Source organism: Desulfovibrio subterraneus, from assembly GCF_013340285.1.
Classification (GTDB): Bacteria; Desulfobacterota; Desulfovibrionia; order Desulfovibrionales; family Desulfovibrionaceae; genus Halodesulfovibrio; species Halodesulfovibrio subterraneus.
The window spans coordinates 886,661-902,917 of sequence record NZ_BLVO01000013.1 but is presented as its reverse complement, the minus strand read 5'-3'; the positions used below and the strand labels follow the sequence as shown (position 1 = coordinate 902,917).

15 protein-coding genes are annotated in these 16,257 nt (G+C 55.1%); 2 read left to right on the top strand and 13 right to left on the bottom strand.

What is annotated here, in order from left to right:
• Nucleotides 1-195: 195 nt before the first annotated feature.
• The 13 genes from HUV30_RS10855 to HUV30_RS10795 form a co-directional block, all read right to left on the bottom strand.
• Nucleotides 196-1,047 carry a glycine betaine ABC transporter substrate-binding protein gene (locus HUV30_RS10855; protein WP_174405474.1) on the bottom strand — a complete coding sequence of 284 codons (852 nt, stop codon included), beginning with the start codon at nucleotides 1,045-1,047 and terminating at the stop codon, nucleotides 196-198.
• A 15-nt stretch (nucleotides 1,048-1,062) separates the two neighbouring features.
• Nucleotides 1,063-1,893 carry an ABC transporter permease gene (locus HUV30_RS10850; protein WP_174405472.1) on the bottom strand — a complete coding sequence of 277 codons (831 nt, stop codon included), beginning with the start codon at nucleotides 1,891-1,893 and terminating at the stop codon, nucleotides 1,063-1,065.
• On the bottom strand, nucleotides 1,894-3,084 hold the full coding sequence (locus HUV30_RS10845; RefSeq protein WP_174405470.1) for a quaternary amine ABC transporter ATP-binding protein: 1,191 nt from the start codon (nucleotides 3,082-3,084) through the stop codon (nucleotides 1,894-1,896).
• A gap of 312 nt (nucleotides 3,085-3,396) precedes the next feature.
• Nucleotides 3,397-4,311, bottom strand: a complete 915-nt coding sequence (locus HUV30_RS10840; RefSeq protein ID WP_174405468.1) for a PAS and helix-turn-helix domain-containing protein — start codon at nucleotides 4,309-4,311, stop codon at nucleotides 3,397-3,399.
• Between the two features lie 100 nt (nucleotides 4,312-4,411).
• Entirely contained in the window at nucleotides 4,412-5,509 is a 1,098-nt protein-coding gene (gene secF, locus HUV30_RS10835; RefSeq protein WP_174405467.1) for a protein translocase subunit SecF, read from the bottom strand.
• 12 nt (nucleotides 5,510-5,521) lie between these two features.
• Nucleotides 5,522-7,120, bottom strand: a complete 1,599-nt coding sequence (gene secD, locus HUV30_RS10830) for a protein translocase subunit SecD (protein WP_174405465.1) — start codon at nucleotides 7,118-7,120, stop codon at nucleotides 5,522-5,524.
• A 166-nt stretch (nucleotides 7,121-7,286) separates the two neighbouring features.
• Nucleotides 7,287-7,664 carry a preprotein translocase subunit YajC gene (gene yajC, locus HUV30_RS10825; RefSeq protein WP_174405463.1) on the bottom strand — a complete coding sequence of 126 codons (378 nt, stop codon included), beginning with the start codon at nucleotides 7,662-7,664 and terminating at the stop codon, nucleotides 7,287-7,289.
• 292 nt (nucleotides 7,665-7,956) lie between these two features.
• On the bottom strand, nucleotides 7,957-8,715 hold the full coding sequence (locus HUV30_RS10820) for a GltB/FmdC/FwdC-like GXGXG domain-containing protein (RefSeq protein WP_174405461.1): 759 nt from the start codon (nucleotides 8,713-8,715) through the stop codon (nucleotides 7,957-7,959).
• A 2-nt stretch (nucleotides 8,716-8,717) separates the two neighbouring features.
• Complete coding sequence (locus HUV30_RS10815) at nucleotides 8,718-9,809, bottom strand: class II glutamine amidotransferase (RefSeq protein WP_174405459.1); 1,092 nt, start codon at nucleotides 9,807-9,809, stop codon at nucleotides 8,718-8,720.
• 25 nt (nucleotides 9,810-9,834) lie between these two features.
• Entirely contained in the window at nucleotides 9,835-11,112 is a 1,278-nt protein-coding gene (locus HUV30_RS10810; RefSeq protein WP_174405457.1) for an NAD(P)/FAD-dependent oxidoreductase, read from the bottom strand.
• Between the two features lie 23 nt (nucleotides 11,113-11,135).
• Nucleotides 11,136-11,576: a 4Fe-4S dicluster domain-containing protein gene (locus tag HUV30_RS10805; protein WP_174405455.1), complete on the bottom strand. Its 441-nt coding sequence runs from the start codon at nucleotides 11,574-11,576 to the stop codon at nucleotides 11,136-11,138.
• 3 nt (nucleotides 11,577-11,579) lie between these two features.
• Complete coding sequence (locus HUV30_RS10800) at nucleotides 11,580-13,103, bottom strand: glutamate synthase-related protein (protein ID WP_174405453.1); 1,524 nt, start codon at nucleotides 13,101-13,103, stop codon at nucleotides 11,580-11,582.
• A 288-nt stretch (nucleotides 13,104-13,391) separates the two neighbouring features.
• Nucleotides 13,392-14,141, bottom strand: coding sequence for an alpha/beta hydrolase (locus HUV30_RS10795; protein ID WP_174405451.1), 750 nt, complete (start codon nucleotides 14,139-14,141; stop codon nucleotides 13,392-13,394).
• Between the two features lie 158 nt (nucleotides 14,142-14,299).
• On the opposite strand from HUV30_RS10795, the gene HUV30_RS10790 reads away from it, so the two are divergent.
• Together HUV30_RS10790 and HUV30_RS10785 are read left to right on the top strand one after the other, a co-directional pair.
• A complete protein-coding gene (locus tag HUV30_RS10790) occupies nucleotides 14,300-15,619 on the top strand; it encodes an amidohydrolase (protein ID WP_174405449.1) in 1,320 nt (439 codons plus the stop codon).
• 231 nt (nucleotides 15,620-15,850) lie between these two features.
• Nucleotides 15,851-16,123, top strand: a complete 273-nt coding sequence (locus HUV30_RS10785) for a PxxKW family cysteine-rich protein (protein WP_174405447.1) — start codon at nucleotides 15,851-15,853, stop codon at nucleotides 16,121-16,123.
• Nucleotides 16,124-16,257 lie beyond the last annotated feature (134 nt).

Here is a 16,257-nt window from a genome sequence, read left to right as displayed (position 1 = left end):
CTGTATTGAGTGGGAAAGGGCATATTTTTATCATCGGATCCCCCCCCCTCGGCAGTTCCGGAAACGCAAAGAAGACTCCGTTATCCAAGTACGCCATTACATTGGACACGGCTCGACAACAGTGCCCTTACCTCCTTTTCCGCATGGCAAGAAAAAAGCCGCCCCATGGGGCGGCCTTTACATTCGAGACTATGGCTACTTACCGAGCCACTTCTTCACGACTTCAGGATTTTCCTTGATGAACCGCTTGGCGTTTTCATAAGGATCAGCGCCGGATTCCTGATTCCATGCCATGACCATCTGCAGCTGATCGGGAGTATCCCATGCAAAACGGTCGAGGAATGCATACACCTCGGGCATATCCTTTTTCAGACCCTTTCGGACAACAGCGTTGATGGTTTCGGAACCACCGAGAGTGCCCTTGGGATCTTCAAGGTACTTGAGCTGCCAGCGTCCGAACATCCAGTGGGGAGACCAACCGGTCACGACAACCCACTTGTTGTTCTTTACGGCATCGGCAAGAGCGGCAGTCATGGTCGCCCCACTACCTTCCACCAGCTCAAAATTATCAAGGGAATACGCCTTCATGGTGTCCTCGGACATGCGCATCAGTCCGGCACCGGGGTCGATACCTATGATTTTGCCCTCGAACTTGTCGGCATTTGCCTTGAGTTCTTCAATGGAATTGATGGTGACATACTTGGGAACAACCCAGCCGACCTTTGCACCTGTGGACAGCGGGCCAAGGTCTTCAACCTTGTCGCCCACCTTCTTCAGGTAGTCACCGTGGGTTACAGGCAACCATGCGGTTACCATGCCGTCCACATCGCCGGAACCGACTGCCTGCCACATGGCGGCTGCGGCAACGGGCAGTATTTCTACTTCATAGCCCATTTCCTGTTCAAGCACCGCCTTTACCATGTTGGTAGAGGTAGTGGCGCAATCCCACTCCACATATGCAATGCGTACGGGATCCTTTGCAAAGGCAACAACGGAACTCGCAACGACAAGGGCCAGAGCAAGACACAAAGATAGTACACGTTTCATTAAGAACTCCTTACATTACTGTTTACGTTTTCCCGCCTTCTGAAGGACGCGGTCCAGAATTATCGCCACAATAACGATACCTATTCCGGCTTCAAATCCGCGGCCCATCTGAAGGCGCTGAATGGCTTTCCAAACTTCGCCGCCAAGTCCCTTGGCGCCGATCATGGCGGCGATAACCACCATGGAAAGTGCAAGCATGACAGTCTGGTTCACGCCTGCGAGAATGGTCGAACGGGCGAGCGGCAATTCCAGCTTTACAAGCCGCTGCCACCGGCTTGAGCCGAAGGCTTCTGCACACTCAACAAGATCCAGCGGTACCTGCCGTATGCCTAGGCAGGTCATGCGTATGGCAGGCGGCATGGAGAATATGACCGTGGAGAATATGGCCGCCATTTTGCCCAGTCCGAAAAAAGGAATGGCAGGAATCAGATACACAAACGCGGGCATAGTCTGCATTATGTCCAGCGTCGGCATGATAATGCGATAGGCGACCTTGTTCACCGCAGTGAAAATCCCGATGGGTATGCCCAGCATGATGGCAAACAACGTTGCCACAAATACAAGGGCAATGGTGCTCATGGTAGCCGCCCACAACCCCATGTTCCAGATAAGTGCGAGCCCGAGAACCGCGAACAGTCCCAGATTACGCTCGCGGGTCAGCCTCCACACTATCAGCCCGGAAAGCAGGATGAAAATGGGTTCCGGAATGGCCACCATGCCCTTCTCAAGAAAGCGCAGAGAGGCTTCCACAACCACGGAACAGGCTTTGGTGGCAAAGGACAGATGCTCGACCAGAAAGTTGATGCCGGACTCGATAACGTCGCCTACGGGAATTCTGTAACTCATTTAGGCCCCCTTTCTTTCCGCAAGAGCGGCTATGAGGGTGCCTCTGACGATGACTCCCTTCAGACGATTGGAACTGTCCACAACTGCAAGCGGATAGGCCAGATCGTGCATTATGGGAAACAGGTCCTGCGCGGGGGTATCCGGCAACACGGTCTTGAGGTCGGTGCAGATTATGGGCGACAGGTCCGTCTCTCCGATTTCGATGAGGTGCGCCGCCTGATCTGCGGAAACCACCCCCATGAGCGTATGATCCCTGCCAAGAACGAAGAGTGAGGATATGCCGTGGTTTTTCATTTTTCTGAGCGCCGCACGGGGGCCGTCCGTTCCCAGATGAGCAACGGCAAGCACCTTCTGCATGATGGAATCGGCGGTCAAAACGCGGGATATATCCACTTCCTCGACAAACCGTTCCACATACCTGTTGGCAGGCTCCATCAGAATCTCTTCCGGCGTGCCTATCTGCACAATCTTGCCGTCTTTCATCAGGATAATGCGGTCACCCAGTTTAAGGGCCTCATCAAGGTCATGGCTGATGAAGACGATGGTCTTGCGCATCTTCTCCTGCAGGTTGATCAGTTCGTCCTGCATGTCCCTGCGGATAAGAGGATCAAGGGCGCTGAAGGCTTCATCCATCAGCAAAACATCCGGATCAAGTGCAAGGGCCCGGGCAAGGCCGACACGCTGCTGCATACCGCCGGATAGTTGCGAAGGATATACTTCTTCCCATCCTTTCAAGCCCACCAGTTCAAGTGCTTCAAAAGCTTTTTCGCGGCGGATTTCAGCATCTACTCCCTTGATTTCAAGGCCGTAGGCGGCATTTTCGGCAACGGTACGGTGCGGAAACAACGCAAAATTCTGAAATACCATGCCCAGTTTGGATTGGCGAAGCTCGCGCAACTCGTCGGGACTCATGGTGGTTATATCCTGTCCATCAATATGAACAGTACCTTCCGTGGGCTCAATAAGACGATTGAGACACCTTACCAACGTGGACTTTCCGCTTCCGGAAAGGCCCATTATTACTACTATCTCGCCTTCTTCAATGGAGAATGAGGCATTATTGACCCCTACCCCGTGGCGGGTCTTCTCCATTATATCATCTTTGCCCTTCCCCTCTTTAAGCATGGCAAGTGCCACGTCGGGTGAAGGACCAAAAATTTTGTATAAACTCTCTACGACAATCTTTGACATCAAATCTCCTGAAATCATGCCCCCGTTACGCAGCAGAACCACCATCGGCAGCATCCTGTGCGGAAGAAATTAACAACCTGAATAAGGATTCTATTATGGATGGCGGTACATGGAGGGGGTCTGTGAATTGGTACATCTTTAACGATGCAATATTCACAGAGGAATGGAATAGGGGCAAGGGGGTATTTAGGGTATGGATCGGGTAGATGTCGTACCCGATTCAAGCAATATGCAGCATACTCTAACCTGAGATTCGGAGAGAGTACCCGAAATCACAGATCAGAAGACTGCGGATGCCTGCGAAGAAGAAGGCTACCTGGCGGAGGATTGCTGCCCTTGCTGCAGAAAGACGTACAGGGAAATCCCCTGCCCTGTCAGCCCGAGCTTGCGGCGGATGTTCTTGCGATGGGTCTGCATGGTTTCAAAAGAAATCTGGAGCAGTTCGCAAATTTCCCGTGTCTTGCGACCAAGTGCAATGAGACGGCAAATTTCCATTTCGCGGGGCGTTAAGCGTATGAGCAGGTTATCGAGCGGAGCGGGACTACCGTCAGACATTTCACCAAGCTGGTCTTCAATAACAGCCTTATAGTTCTGGCGCATATCGGAACTGTCTTCATCTGCAATGCGTTCCAGCGCGGGCAATACCTGGTCTTTCACCTGCTGAACCAGTTCGTCCTTCATCTCCCGCCGTTCTTCGTGCACACTCCTGATGACATGTCGCAGGGCAAGGTTCATCCCTTCCACCACGGCATCCTTACGCTGCAGGTCCTGCTCCAGCGTCACGTGGCTGCTTATGTCGTGGAAGACGATCTGAAAGAGCACATCAGAGGCAATGGATACTTTGCGTGCGGCAATCTCAACCGGAACAGACGGTCCTTCTACAACACAGGCATCCAAGGTCCCGCTCCAGACGGAATCGGTCTCAAGGCCTTGCAGGGCATCGGCAAACTCTTCCGTCACTGCTTCGGAAACAAGAAGCCGGCAGTCGCTTCCGGTCAGAGCTTCTTCGCTCATCCCAAACAGAGTAACGGCGTTGGTGTTCACAACCAGTATTCGGTATGACGAATCCGCAAGAACCAAGGCATCGGGAACGAGTTCAAAAAGCGCCCGAAAGAGCTTCATCGCATCCCTGCGGGACCAGAGCACATCTTCAATACCGGAATACAGGCCTTCGCCTTCGGAAAAGCCCGGGACCCCTTCGACATCTGTTACACTTCGTATGCTCATGAACATCATCTAACACGTTGAATTAAAAAACGCAAAACCTGAAAACAAAAGGGGCGCTCCGTTACCGGAGCGCCCCTTGTCGTTTCATTTGCACCAGACGTTATACAACGCCGTGTTCGGACTTCACAATGGGAGCCTTCTTGGGTTCCTCTGCAGGAATCTCTTCAGGGCTCAGTGCGAGAAGTACCGGGCTGGCAATGAAGATGGAGGAATACGTACCGACGCCGATGCCGATGAGCATGGCCAGCGCAAAATCGTGAATGACACTGCCACCGAGGAAGAACAGTGCCACAACCACGAGCAGGGTCGTGCCGGAGGTAAGCAGCGTACGGCTCAATGTCTGGTTCACGGCCGTGTTCACAACCTCACCATACGTGGGGGCCACTCTTCCGCGGATGTTTTCACGGATACGGTCGAACACGATGATGGTGTCGTTCAGGGAATAACCCACGATAGTCAGCAATGCCGCAACGATGGTCAGGTCGAATTCCTTATTCAGGACCGAGAAAATACCCACCGTGATGAGAACGTCATGGATAAGCGCCACGACGGCCCCCAGGGCATAGTTGAGCTTCAGCTTCCAGCACAGCACCAATGTGAGCGCCATGGCGGTGATCACAAGGTACTGCTTGGATACGCCAAGTTCACCAAGGCCATACAGTGCCGTGGCCAGAGCCGCAGCCATGATGCCCGCTACCACCCAGCGCTGTTCAAAACGGCCGGATATGTAGATGGCGATGAGAAGCACCGCGTAATACAAGGCTTCCAGTGCTGCGGATCGCAGGTCGTTACCAACCTTGGGGCCTACCATTTCAAGACGCTGAATCTCGAAGGACACGTCCTTGAGATGTGTACTGAAGGAAGACTGCACGAGGTCGCGCATGTTTTCGGGGTTGGCACCGGTAACGGAAGCGCGGATCAGATAGGCGTTGTCGCCCTTCATACCGATGCGCTGCACCACAAGGCCGGGCAGGTCAGCTTCCTTCAGGCTATCCTTCAGGGTGTCAGGTTCCACAGCCTTGTCGAACTGCACCTGCACCATGACACCACCTGCGAAGTCGATGCCGAACTTGGGGCCGCCCTTCATGATGAGCGATCCCACACCAATCAGCATTACCAGCAGAGAGATGATGAGCGTATACTTACGCAGCCCTACGAAGTCGATAGTGCTATTCGGTTTGATGATACTCAGACCCATATGATCAACTCCTTAGATGCTGAGCTTGGTTCGCTGCTTGGTGCCTGCCCACAAATCGAAGAGAATGCGGGAACAGAAGATGGCAGTGAACATGGAAGCAAGAATGCCAAGACTCAGGGTAACGGCAAAGCCGCGGATGGGCCCGGTGCCGAACTGATACAGAATGACAGCCGTAATCAGGGTTGTGATGTTGGCGTCAAAGATGGTCAGCGTGGCCCGGTTATAGCCCTCGGTGATTGCGGCAAGCGGCGTGAGGCCTCTTCGCAGTTCTTCGCGGATACGTTCAAATATGAGCACGTTGGCGTCAACGGCCATACCCAGCGTAAGAATGATACCGGCAATACCGGGCAGGGTCAGCGTGGCACCGAATGCGGCAAGACCGGCCATGATGAGCACAATGTTCAGACACAGAACAATGTCGGCCACCACACCGCCAAAACCGTAGTAAACAATCATGAAGACCATGACGAGCACGCCGCCGATGAGAGCTGCGGTAACACCCTGATCAATGGATTCCTGACCGAGGGAAGGACCTACGGAACGTTCCTCGAGAATATTGACGGGAGCGGGCAGCGAACCGGCGCGCAGCACAATGGCGAGGTCATGCGCCTCTTCCTTGGTAAAGCGGCCGGAAATGGATGCGCGGCCGCCGCGGATCTTTTCCTGAATCACGGGTGCCGAGTGGATCTTTCCGTCCAGCACGATCGCCATGCGTCTGCCGGCATGGTCGCCGGTAATCTGCTCAAAGCGTCGTGCTCCGCTGGCATTGAAGGTAAGGCCGACGTAGGACTGGTTGAAGTGGTCAAAGTTCACATAGGCATCCTGCACATACTCACCGGTCATGGCAGCGTCTTTTTCAACGACCAGAACGGTTTCAGAGTACGTTCCGTCAGGATTGCGGGAGACCATGGGCAGCGCCTCGTAGCCGGGGGGCACGATGCCGCGTTTCGCATTCTCTACATTCGCATCGTCCTTGACCATGCGGAACTCGAGATGCGCGGTCTTGCCGATAATCTGAATCGCACGTTCAGGATCGCTCAAACCGGGCAGCTGCACCTGGATACGGTAATCCTGCTGCTTGCGGATATCAGGCTCACTCACGCCGAACTGGTCAATTCGGTTACGGATGGTCTTAACAGCCTGATCGAGGGCAAGATCTGCAAGATACTTGCGATATTCTTTGGTGTAGGAAAGGGAGTAACGTACCTTGCCCTCTTCCATATCCACCGGGGCCTCGTTGGTCAGATGCGAAAATTTTTCGGCAATCAGCTTGTTCAGAGCTTCTCTCTGATCCGCCTTGACGAGAACAAGTTCAAGCTTGTCACTACCGATGACGCGGGGACGAAGAATATTGATTTTCTCTTCGCGGGCAACGGTGCGCAAGTCCTGCCCTGTCTGGGCAAGGGTGTTCTCGATGGCTTTTTCCACATCCACGCCGAGAGTCAGGTAAATGCCCCCCATGAGATCGAGGCCAAGACTAATTTTGTCTTTCGGCAAAACCTTCTGCAAGCCGGAATTCCCTATGAAAGGAACGCTCGGCAGCGCGTAGGCAAGGCCCAGCATGGTTACCAGCAGGGCAACCAGTATTCGCCATCGCAGACCTTCTTTCATTCTAACTCCTAAATGCTATCTGATACTGACTTCCGTCAAACAGCAAAGCCCAAAGCAGTACGGCACTGCCCGGGCATGTTACAGCCAAGCGGGCAAGTCTTACGCCTGCTTGGGGGTATATGGCAAGCGGGAGGCACAATTTTGCACCCCCCCGCCCGCTGTTATCTTATTTATTTTCCTGCTTTTCAGCCTGCTTTTCTTCCTTGCCCTTCTTCTTTTCCTTGGGGGCAGGAGCGGAAACCAGACCGGAAACGAACTGGCGGCCAACCTTTACGGTGGTAGTGCCAAGATCTACAGTCAGCACTTCTTCCTTGGCTTCCACAACGGTACCATACAGGCCGCCGGCGGTGACCACTGCGTCACCCTTCTTCAGACCCTCGAGCATGGCCTTGTGTTCCTTGGCCTTTTTCTGCTGCGGACGGATGAGAAGGAAGTAGAAAATGGCAAACATGAGGATGAGGGGTGCAAAAGCGGCGATTCCCCCGCCCTGTCCGGAAGCCTGACCGACATTGCCCATGGCCCAAGCGGTGTTGATAAACGACATGATTTGCTCCTTATGGGGTGATCATGAAATGAAAACTGGTTGAAAACCTGCAAGAAGTACCTTTTAGGACGAAAACATGCAACCGTTTTCGAGCACAACGGAAAGGGTACCGAAGGCGCGCACGGCACAGCCGGGGCGGGTTGCAGCCCGGAGCGCTGCAATTTCTGTCAGACAGAATCGCAAACCCCATCATTATATATTGGCACGGCCTGCGGTTCCATATCCGGCAGGCGCAAAATAAAAGGCCCTCCTTTCGGAGGGCCCGAATACTTTGCTGATATCCGTCAAAATCCTAGTTGGTACCCACGTACATATTGCCGTAGGGACGCTTGGAGAAAGGCTGCACCTTGCGGAAGGTTCCTGCCATGACTTCATCGGCATCCTTGCCGAAAGCGCTGGCCCAGTCTTCCACATGCTTGCGGATAAAGGCGATGTCTTCATCTTCCAGAGGATGGAAGCTCAGACCGGGTCCGAGCTGATATTCCGGAACATCACCGCGGATATAAATCACCCCGCCGTGCATGCCGGTTCCCAGACTGCGTCCGGTAATGGGCGTCTCCACGGGCATGGTGGAGTCCATGCCGAGCAGGATGATCGCCCCACCCGCCATGTATTCACCAAGAAAGTCACCGGCCTTGCCGCCTGCGACAATGACGGGAGACTTGTCCATGTAGGCCTTCATGTGAATGCCCACGCGGTAGCCCACATCCTGCTTCACCATGACCCGGCCGCCACGCATGCCGTAGCCGAGCACGTCTCCGGCCATACCGTTAATTTCAATCTGCCCGTCGTCCATGGTGTTGGCCACGCCGTCCTGTGCATTGCCTTCCACACGGATAAAGGCTCCGCGCATGAAAGCCGCCATATCCTGACCCGGAACACCGTTCACCGTGAAGCGGACGGGCTTGTCAATGGCGTTGCCGATATAGCGCTGTCCGCGCACGTTGAGCAACTCAATCTCATCGGCACCATTGCGAACCGCCTCGCGAATCTGCTCGTTAAGCTGTCTGTAATAAACGCCGTTGGCGTCCAGAGTGACCTTCTTGCCCATGGTTACGCCTCCACTTTCACAATAACGGGTTCACCGGCCTTGGGCGCCCAAACTCGGTCGAGATCGGGACAAACTTCGCGGATGGAGCTTTCCTCGCTGGACATGAACACCATGCTGTCCTTTTCGGCAATAACCAGAGGACGAAGCTTAACACGGTCGTTCAGGCCCATCATGGTGTTGGCATCGGTTACGAGAATGGCGAAAGGTCCATTCAGGCAGGCCGGTCCGTATACCATGCGCAGGGTTTCATACAGCTTGCGTTCTTCAGGTTCCATGCGGTCAATCTCGTCCCAGAAAGGCGGAGCAAAAACCTTGCTCACCATTTCGTATGAGAGACCGTGCTTACGCATAAGCAGATCGAGCAGATACGCCACAACTTCAGTATCCGTCATCATGGTGCATTCATAGTCATGCTGACAGAGGTAACGGCGGTTGATACCGTACGAAGAGATTTCGCCGTTGTGCACAATGGCCCAGTCCAGAATCGTGAACGGATGCGCCCCGCCCCACCAGCCGGGAGTGTTGGTGGGAAAACGGTTGTGGCCGGTCCAGATGTAGGCGCTGTATTCCTCCAGACGGAAGAAATCGGCGATATCTTCGGGAAAACCCACACCCTTGAACGCACCCATGTTCTTGCCGCTGGAGAAGACGAATGCGCCGCCCCTGCGGTTGATGAGCATAACCACGTTTACGATGTAATCCTGCTCTGTCAGGCCTTCCCACTTGGGGCGACGGACCTTGGGCGTAACGAAGAAGCGCCACATTACGGGCGGATTCTTGATGCTGAGCACCTTGCGGGTGGGAATGGGCTCGGAAACGGAAATCTCAAAGTATTCCTTTATGATTTCCTCAGCCCTGTCCAGAGCGGCCTTGTCGTCGCACATCAGGTGAAATGCGTACTCGTCCTTGTGGTCGGGGTAGATGCCGTATGCGGCAAAACCGCCACCCAGCCCGTTGCCGCGGTCGTGCATGGTGCACATGGCGCTGATGGGCATGGAGCCGGATATGAGGTTCTTCTTCTTGTCAATGACACCGAAGACACCGCACCCGGAAATATCCTTGTCAAAATGCCAGAAATTGCTGGGAGCCTTCATATATCTTCTCCGATGATGGTCTGCCCTACTCGTGGTCGGGGGTCCATCTCGTCTCGAAATCGTGTTCGGGCCAGAGCAGCGCAGAGGGCCGTCCGTCCTTGAGTTCCTGCTTGATCTCATCGCTCAGGGGCAGCTGGAAACGGACAAAACCGGTATACAGCCCTGCAAAGTCGATGTCGCCGACCAGCACATATCCGACAAGCCTGTCATTGCGGAAAACCAGCTTGCGATAGGTCTGCTTCTCTTCATCCGCATAGGTGCAGATTTCGCAGTCTTCTTCCGGTGCGGGGTTGACCATACCGAGAGAAGCTGTGGGCAGCCCGTAGAAGGAGATGGCGTTCATGGCCAGTCCGCCGGGATGCTTTTCGTGCTTTTTGCCGGTCATGTTCATACCCGCATAGTAGCCCTGGCTGTAAGCGTTGGGCCAGATGGGGGTTACCCGCACGTCATCGGTGATCATGTCGTAGGCTTCGGCAACGTCGCCTGCTGCGTAAATGTCTTCGGCACTGGTGTGCAGAAACTCGTCCACCTTGATGCCGCGACGAATGTTGAGTCCGGCTTCCTTCGCGGGAGTGAGGCTCGGAACAACACCGATGGCCACAACCACGGCTTCGCAGGCGATTACTTCGCCGCTGGCCAGACGCACGCCGTTAATGCCGCCGCTGGGGCCGCGAAGCACTTCTTCCACCGTGCTGCCGCAACGGATGCCGAGCCCTTCCGTTTCGAGCCGGCGGGAAACCATCTTGCCCGCCACATCATCAAAAGCGGCGGAAAGAACGCGGGGGCCAAGTTCAACAATGGTTACTTTCAAACCGTTATCAAACAGGCCTTCAGCAGCCTTGAGGCCGATAAGTCCACCACCGATAACCACTACGTTGCGGATATTCTGCGCGATATCGAGCAGTATTTCCGCATGGGCAAGGGTGGTAAAGTTGTAAATGCCCGGGCCTTCGAGCCCCTTGATGGGGGGCATGAAAGGAACACCACCGGTAGCAAGAAGAAGCTTGTCGTACGAAACGCTCTCGCCATTGGACAGTGCCAGAGTCTTCGAACCGGTATCAAGGCCGACAACGCGGGAACCAAGTTTGAGTTCCACGTTGTTCTTTTCATAATATCCGTCGGGACGGAGGCTCATGCGATCCAGCCCGATCTTGCCTGCGAGGAAATAGGAAATGAGGGGACGGCCGTAGGTGGGGGTGTTTTCTTCGCTCACCACCACAATATTGCCCTCTTTATCCAGCTTCCGGATGCCTTCAATGGCACCAACGGAGGCTACGCCGTTGCCTACGATGACATAGGTCATGGTATTCTCCCGGATGCTTGTTGCTAACGATCTTCGTAGCTCAGTGCGGCATTGGGGCAGGCCTCTACACAGGCGGGCTTGTCCCTTCCTTCACACAGGTCACACTTGATGATCTTCCCCTTGGACGGATTGCGGCGGATAGCCCCGAAGGGACAAGCCATCAGGCACGACCAGCAGCCCACGCACTGGCTCTCGTCATACTTGGTCTTACCGCTTTCTTCGTCCTTGTAGAGCGCACCGGAAATGCACGCCGTTACACAGCTGGGGTTCTCACAGTGTCGGCAGCTCAGTGAGACGCAGACGGGGCCCTTTTCATACACAGCCTTGCAGGGGCGCAGGCCGGAAGCCTGTTCCTCGCGCACGGCGATGATAAGGTCCTTGCTCTCGGAATGAGCTGTCAGACAGGCCAGTTCGCAAATATGGCATCCGATGCAGAAATCCTTGTTGGGATAGACTCTGCGCATTGCCTACCTCCCGGCGTGCTTGACACCAAGGATGTCAAGTTCGACTTCGTTAAGGCCGATGCCACGAAGCTTGTCGCGGTTGCCGCGCAGGCTTTCGATGGAGTTGAGGCCCATGCCGCCCAGCATTTCCTGAATTTCGTGTCCCCATGCCCTGACAAGGTTGGTCAGGCGCTTGGCGGCGATTTCAGGATTCTGGCGCTTCTTGAGGCGCGCTTCGTTCGTGGCGATACCCCAGGGACACTTGCCGGTGTAGCAACGGCCGCAGAGCGTGCAACCCACGGCGACCAGCGCCGCTGTGGCGATGTACACGGCGTCTGCACCAAGGGCGATGGCCTTGATGACGTCGGCGGAACAGCGGGTGCCGCCGGCAACAACCAGAGAGGCCCAGTTGCGGATGCCTTCATCACGCAGGCGGTTGTCAACCTGAGCAAGAGCCAGTTCCACCGGAATGCCCACGTTGTCGCGGATCATGGTGGGAGCAGCCCCCGTGCCGCCGCGGAAACCGTCGATAACGACGATGTCGGCACCGGCGCGCACGATACCGGAAGCAATGGCAGGTGCGTTGTGCACGGCTGCAATCTTCACGGATACGGGAACGCGGTATTCGGTTGCTTCCTTCAGCGCATAGATGAGCTGCAGCAGGTCTTCAATGGAATAAATATCGTGGTGCGGGGCAGGCGATATGGCGTCGGAGCCCACAGGAACCATGCGGGTCTTGGAGACTTCTTCGTCAATCTTCTCGCCGGGCAGATGGCCGCCGATACCGGGCTTTGCGCCCTGACCGACCTTGATTTCGATGGCGGCACCGGCATTCAGGTAGTCCTTGTGCACGCCGAAACGGCCGGAAGCAACCTGTACGATGGTGTTAGCCCCGTACTTGTACAAGGTAGGATGCAGGCCGCCTTCACCGGTATTGTAGACAATGCCGAGCTCGGTGGCCGCCATGGCCATGGCCTTGTGCAGGTTGAAGTTGATGGACCCGAAGGACATGGCCGAGAACATCATGGGATATTCCAGCTTCACCTGCGGACCGATCTTGGTCTTCAGCTTGGGACCGTCGGGGGTCTGCTCCACTTCCACATTGTCCGGCTTGGAACCGAGGTAGGTACGCAGTTCCATAGGCTCGCGCAGCGGGTCGATGGAGGGGTTGGTCACCTGGCTGGCATCAAGCTGGAGGTTGTCCCAGTAGATGGGCTTTGCACTGGGGCTGCCCATGCCGGAAAGCAGAATACCGCCGGTGTCGCCCTGCTTGTACAGATACTTCATGTACGTGGGGGTCCACAGAGCGTTATCGCGGAAATCGGCAGGGTTTTTCTTGATGGTGAGACAGCCCGTGGGACAAAGCGCTTCGCATCTGTGGCAGCCGACACACTTGGTGTTGTCGTGGTTCACACACTGACGGGCATCATCCCAGAAATGGGCTTCATAGGAACACTGGCGCACACAGACTTCGCAGTTGATGCAGCGTTCCTTGTCCCGGTCTATGACGAAATCATTAAAATTCTGGCTGATCGGCTTGAAAAGCAAGACAGTCTCCTCGCTTTGCGCAGAGAGCGGGCGGTCGGATCCCCTCACCCCGTCCATCCGGACCCGCTAACAATTTTGATAAAAAAAGCGAAAAAACGCTTTGAGGGCATTTCTCATTGAACGGAAGTACGAATTAGCGTGAAAATACTAAAATTGTCAACAAGCACATGTGGCCATCTTGTCACCTCGCTCGAAAATCGTTCTTATATTTTTTAAATACAGCATGTTAATATATAATATGACGAAATTGTCACAAAAAACTGTGCGTCCACTCGTTTACAATTTTGTCTACAAACCAACTGTTTTGACCAGAAAGTCTTGAATAAGTCCGCAAACGCGCTCTCTCGTTTCCCTGTGAGTTGTCAGCATATGGTGCGCTGTAACTGTCTCTTCGATGGGAATCAGCTCCATTCTCCTGTATTTTGACGAAACCTTGCGCATTATCTCCCACACGTTACCCGATGGCGCGGTCCTGTCTGTCGGGCAATGCATGGCCAGCAAGGGGGCCGTCACGCGGTCCAGAGTACGTCCCGCTTTCTTCACGCCTTCCATGAGGCTCCACAGCTGCGGAAGGCTTGTTACTCCGTCATACCCCTCCCAGGGGGCAATTTCATTCGCCTCCGCCCTTCTGGGGCTTCCCGGCCATATGGGGCGCACATGCCGCAGAAGACCGACAAACGGCAACCGCCAATCCTTCATCTGCGGGGGAAACAACTTATATACGTAAACTGGCGAAGCCATTGTCACCACACCGGCAACGGGGTACTTCGACGCCAGGTGCAGCGCGAGTGTTCCGCCCATGGAAAGCCCTATCACCACAACCCTGTCCACGCGCTGTGCAAGCTCTTCATATGCCTGCTCGGCACCTGCGGCCCAGTCTTCAAACCATGTAGTGCAAAAATCATCAAAGGTCGTCCCATGTCCGGGGAGCGTACAATTGCTCACCACGCACCCGAAAACCTCAAGAGGATGAACAAGCGGCTCCATCTCAAAAGGGGCTCCGGCCCAACCATGTATCAACAAACAACCCGTTTTCATCCTTCCTCCAATTATTAATGATGTGCCTGCAGCTGCAGCATCATATTACGCATCGCAATTGGCTTGCGCCTGCGGCGACGATACCATATTTTGATTGCCGCCACAGCACAATCGGCATTGCCCCACTCACACTCAACGAACCCCACGGAGACCTGCGCATGACAACGGTGTGCGACCTTCTCGTCAGAGCCGACCAGATTCTCACGCAGAATCCTCTCAGAACCGTCATTGAACAGGGCGGCATAGCCATAACGGGCGACACCATTACCGACGTCGGAAGCTGGGAAGAAATCAGCAACCGCTACCAGCCGGTTAACACGCTCGATCTCGGCAACGTGCTGGTCATGCCCGGTCTCGTCAATGCGCATACCCATGCGGCCATGACTCTGCTCAGAGGCGTTGCGGATGACCTGCCCCTGATGGAATGGCTCACCAAGCACATCTTTCCTGTGGAACAGCATCTGAACAGGGATTTCGTTGAACTCGGTGCCCTGCTCGCCTGTGCGGAGATGACACGGCTCGGCACCACCTCATTCTGCGACATGTACCTTCTGGAAGACGCCACCTATTCAGCTGTGGACAAAGCCGGACTGCGCATTCTCGGCGGCGAGGGCATTTTCATGTTCCCCTCCCCCGCCTACCCGAACACCGACCGTGGATTCGAGATAGTGAAAGAGCTGCACGCCAAGTGGAAGAACCATCCGCGCATCTCCCAATCCGTCATGCCTCATGCAGTCTATACCACCACACCGGCAATACTCACCCGCTGCCGCGAGCTTGCCGAAGAACTTGATCTTCCCATCAACATCCATCTCGGGGAAACTCCGACGGAAACCGAGCAGTGCCTCAAGGCATTCGGCAAGCGGCCAGTGCCGTATGCCCATGATCTCGGCCTTCTTTCCCCCCGCACCACCATCGCACACGCAGTGGACCTGACAGAAGCCGAAATCGACCTGCTGGCGGAAACCGGCACCGTGGTTGCCCACAATCCTGAAAGCAACATGAAGCTTGCCTCCGGCATTGCGAACATACCCTACATGCTTGAAAAAGGAGTAAGGGTCAGCCTCGGCACGGACGGAGCCGCCTCGAACAACGCCCTGAACATGTTCACGGAGATGACCTCCTGCGCGCTGTTGCACAAGGTGCACAGCATGGACCCTACATGCGCACCCGCTCAGTCCGTTCTGGACATGGCCACCCTCGGCGGTGCAGCCGCCATGCACAGGCAGGATATCGGCAGCATTGCACCGGGAATGAAGGCAGACATGATCGCGCTCGACCTGAATGCCCCCAACCTGCTCCCCCTCCACAATCCCGTTTCTCATGCGGTGTATGCTGCCACGGGAGCCGAAGTACGCATGACCATGGTTTCAGGCGAGGTATTATATAATGATGGTACATATCTTCGGATAGACTACCCCGCTCTTGTAGCGGAAATTCGTGCTGTTCGGGACTGGGTGCGCAGCAAGCTGGTCTAGCGACATCATGGGCGACATCACGGGCGACATCACGGGCGAGGCACACGCTGGCGCCTGTGCGGGCTTTGAAATGCGCATCATACTCGACAGTTGACGGCTTTATGTATAAAATCTAGAGATTCGATTGGAACAGACACTTTTATGTTGACTTTTGCCGGGATCTATATAATTGATCCCTGCTTTCAAGAACAATATTCGCGCGCAGCCCGCGCGATCCAGGAGGACGATACAATGAGTGCAGTATTTGAAGGTGCAGTCATGACCGCAGAGGGGATGCTCTACAACGGCGTCATCTGCCAGCCCGTAGTTGAGAAGTGCGAGGGCTGCGAACGTAGCAAGCAGTTTGAAGGTCAGAACTACTGCGGCAGCTATGCTCAGCCCCAGAGCAAGTGGGCCCTCGGCGTTTGCAACTTCGCCACCCACGTTAAGGCCAGCGTTGACAAGACCGGCAAGGTCAAGATCAACCCCCTCAAGGCATCCAAGCGCGCTGCCAAGGGCCGCTAGGCTCTTCTTTCACAGCCGACAAACGGGAAGGTGCGCTTCGGCAGCCTTCCCGTTTTTTCTTTCCCTTTGATCATCGGCCGAACGATCTTCGGGCAGTGGAGCCGCCTCTTCACAGCACACGGCACACGTTCCCA

Bases quoted from the DNA above. Each gene is read 5' to 3' on its own strand.
- HUV30_RS10855 (WP_174405474.1), bottom strand. From the start codon at position 1,047: ATGAAACGTGTACTATCTTTGTGTCTTGCTCTGGCCCTTGTCGTTGCG.
- HUV30_RS10850 (WP_174405472.1), bottom strand. From the start codon at position 1,893: ATGAGTTACAGAATTCCCGTAGGCGACGTTATCGAGTCCGGCATCAAC.
- HUV30_RS10845 (WP_174405470.1), bottom strand. From the start codon at position 3,084: ATGTCAAAGATTGTCGTAGAGAGTTTATACAAAATTTTTGGTCCTTCA.
- HUV30_RS10840 (WP_174405468.1), bottom strand. From the start codon at position 4,311: ATGAGCATACGAAGTGTAACAGATGTCGAAGGGGTCCCGGGCTTTTCC.
- secF (WP_174405467.1), bottom strand. From the start codon at position 5,509: ATGGGTCTGAGTATCATCAAACCGAATAGCACTATCGACTTCGTAGGG.
- secD (WP_174405465.1), bottom strand. From the start codon at position 7,120: ATGAAAGAAGGTCTGCGATGGCGAATACTGGTTGCCCTGCTGGTAACC.
- yajC (WP_174405463.1), bottom strand. From the start codon at position 7,664: ATGTCGTTTATCAACACCGCTTGGGCCATGGGCAATGTCGGTCAGGCT.
- HUV30_RS10820 (WP_174405461.1), bottom strand. From the start codon at position 8,715: ATGGGCAAGAAGGTCACTCTGGACGCCAACGGCGTTTATTACAGACAG.
- HUV30_RS10815 (WP_174405459.1), bottom strand. From the start codon at position 9,809: ATGAAGGCTCCCAGCAATTTCTGGCATTTTGACAAGGATATTTCCGGG.
- HUV30_RS10810 (WP_174405457.1), bottom strand. From the start codon at position 11,112: ATGACCTATGTCATCGTAGGCAACGGCGTAGCCTCCGTTGGTGCCATT.
- HUV30_RS10805 (WP_174405455.1), bottom strand. From the start codon at position 11,576: ATGCGCAGAGTCTATCCCAACAAGGATTTCTGCATCGGATGCCATATT.
- HUV30_RS10795 (WP_174405451.1), bottom strand. From the start codon at position 14,141: ATGAAAACGGGTTGTTTGTTGATACATGGTTGGGCCGGAGCCCCTTTT.
- HUV30_RS10790 (WP_174405449.1), top strand. From the start codon at position 14,300: ATGACAACGGTGTGCGACCTTCTCGTCAGAGCCGACCAGATTCTCACG.
- HUV30_RS10785 (WP_174405447.1), top strand. From the start codon at position 15,851: ATGAGTGCAGTATTTGAAGGTGCAGTCATGACCGCAGAGGGGATGCTC.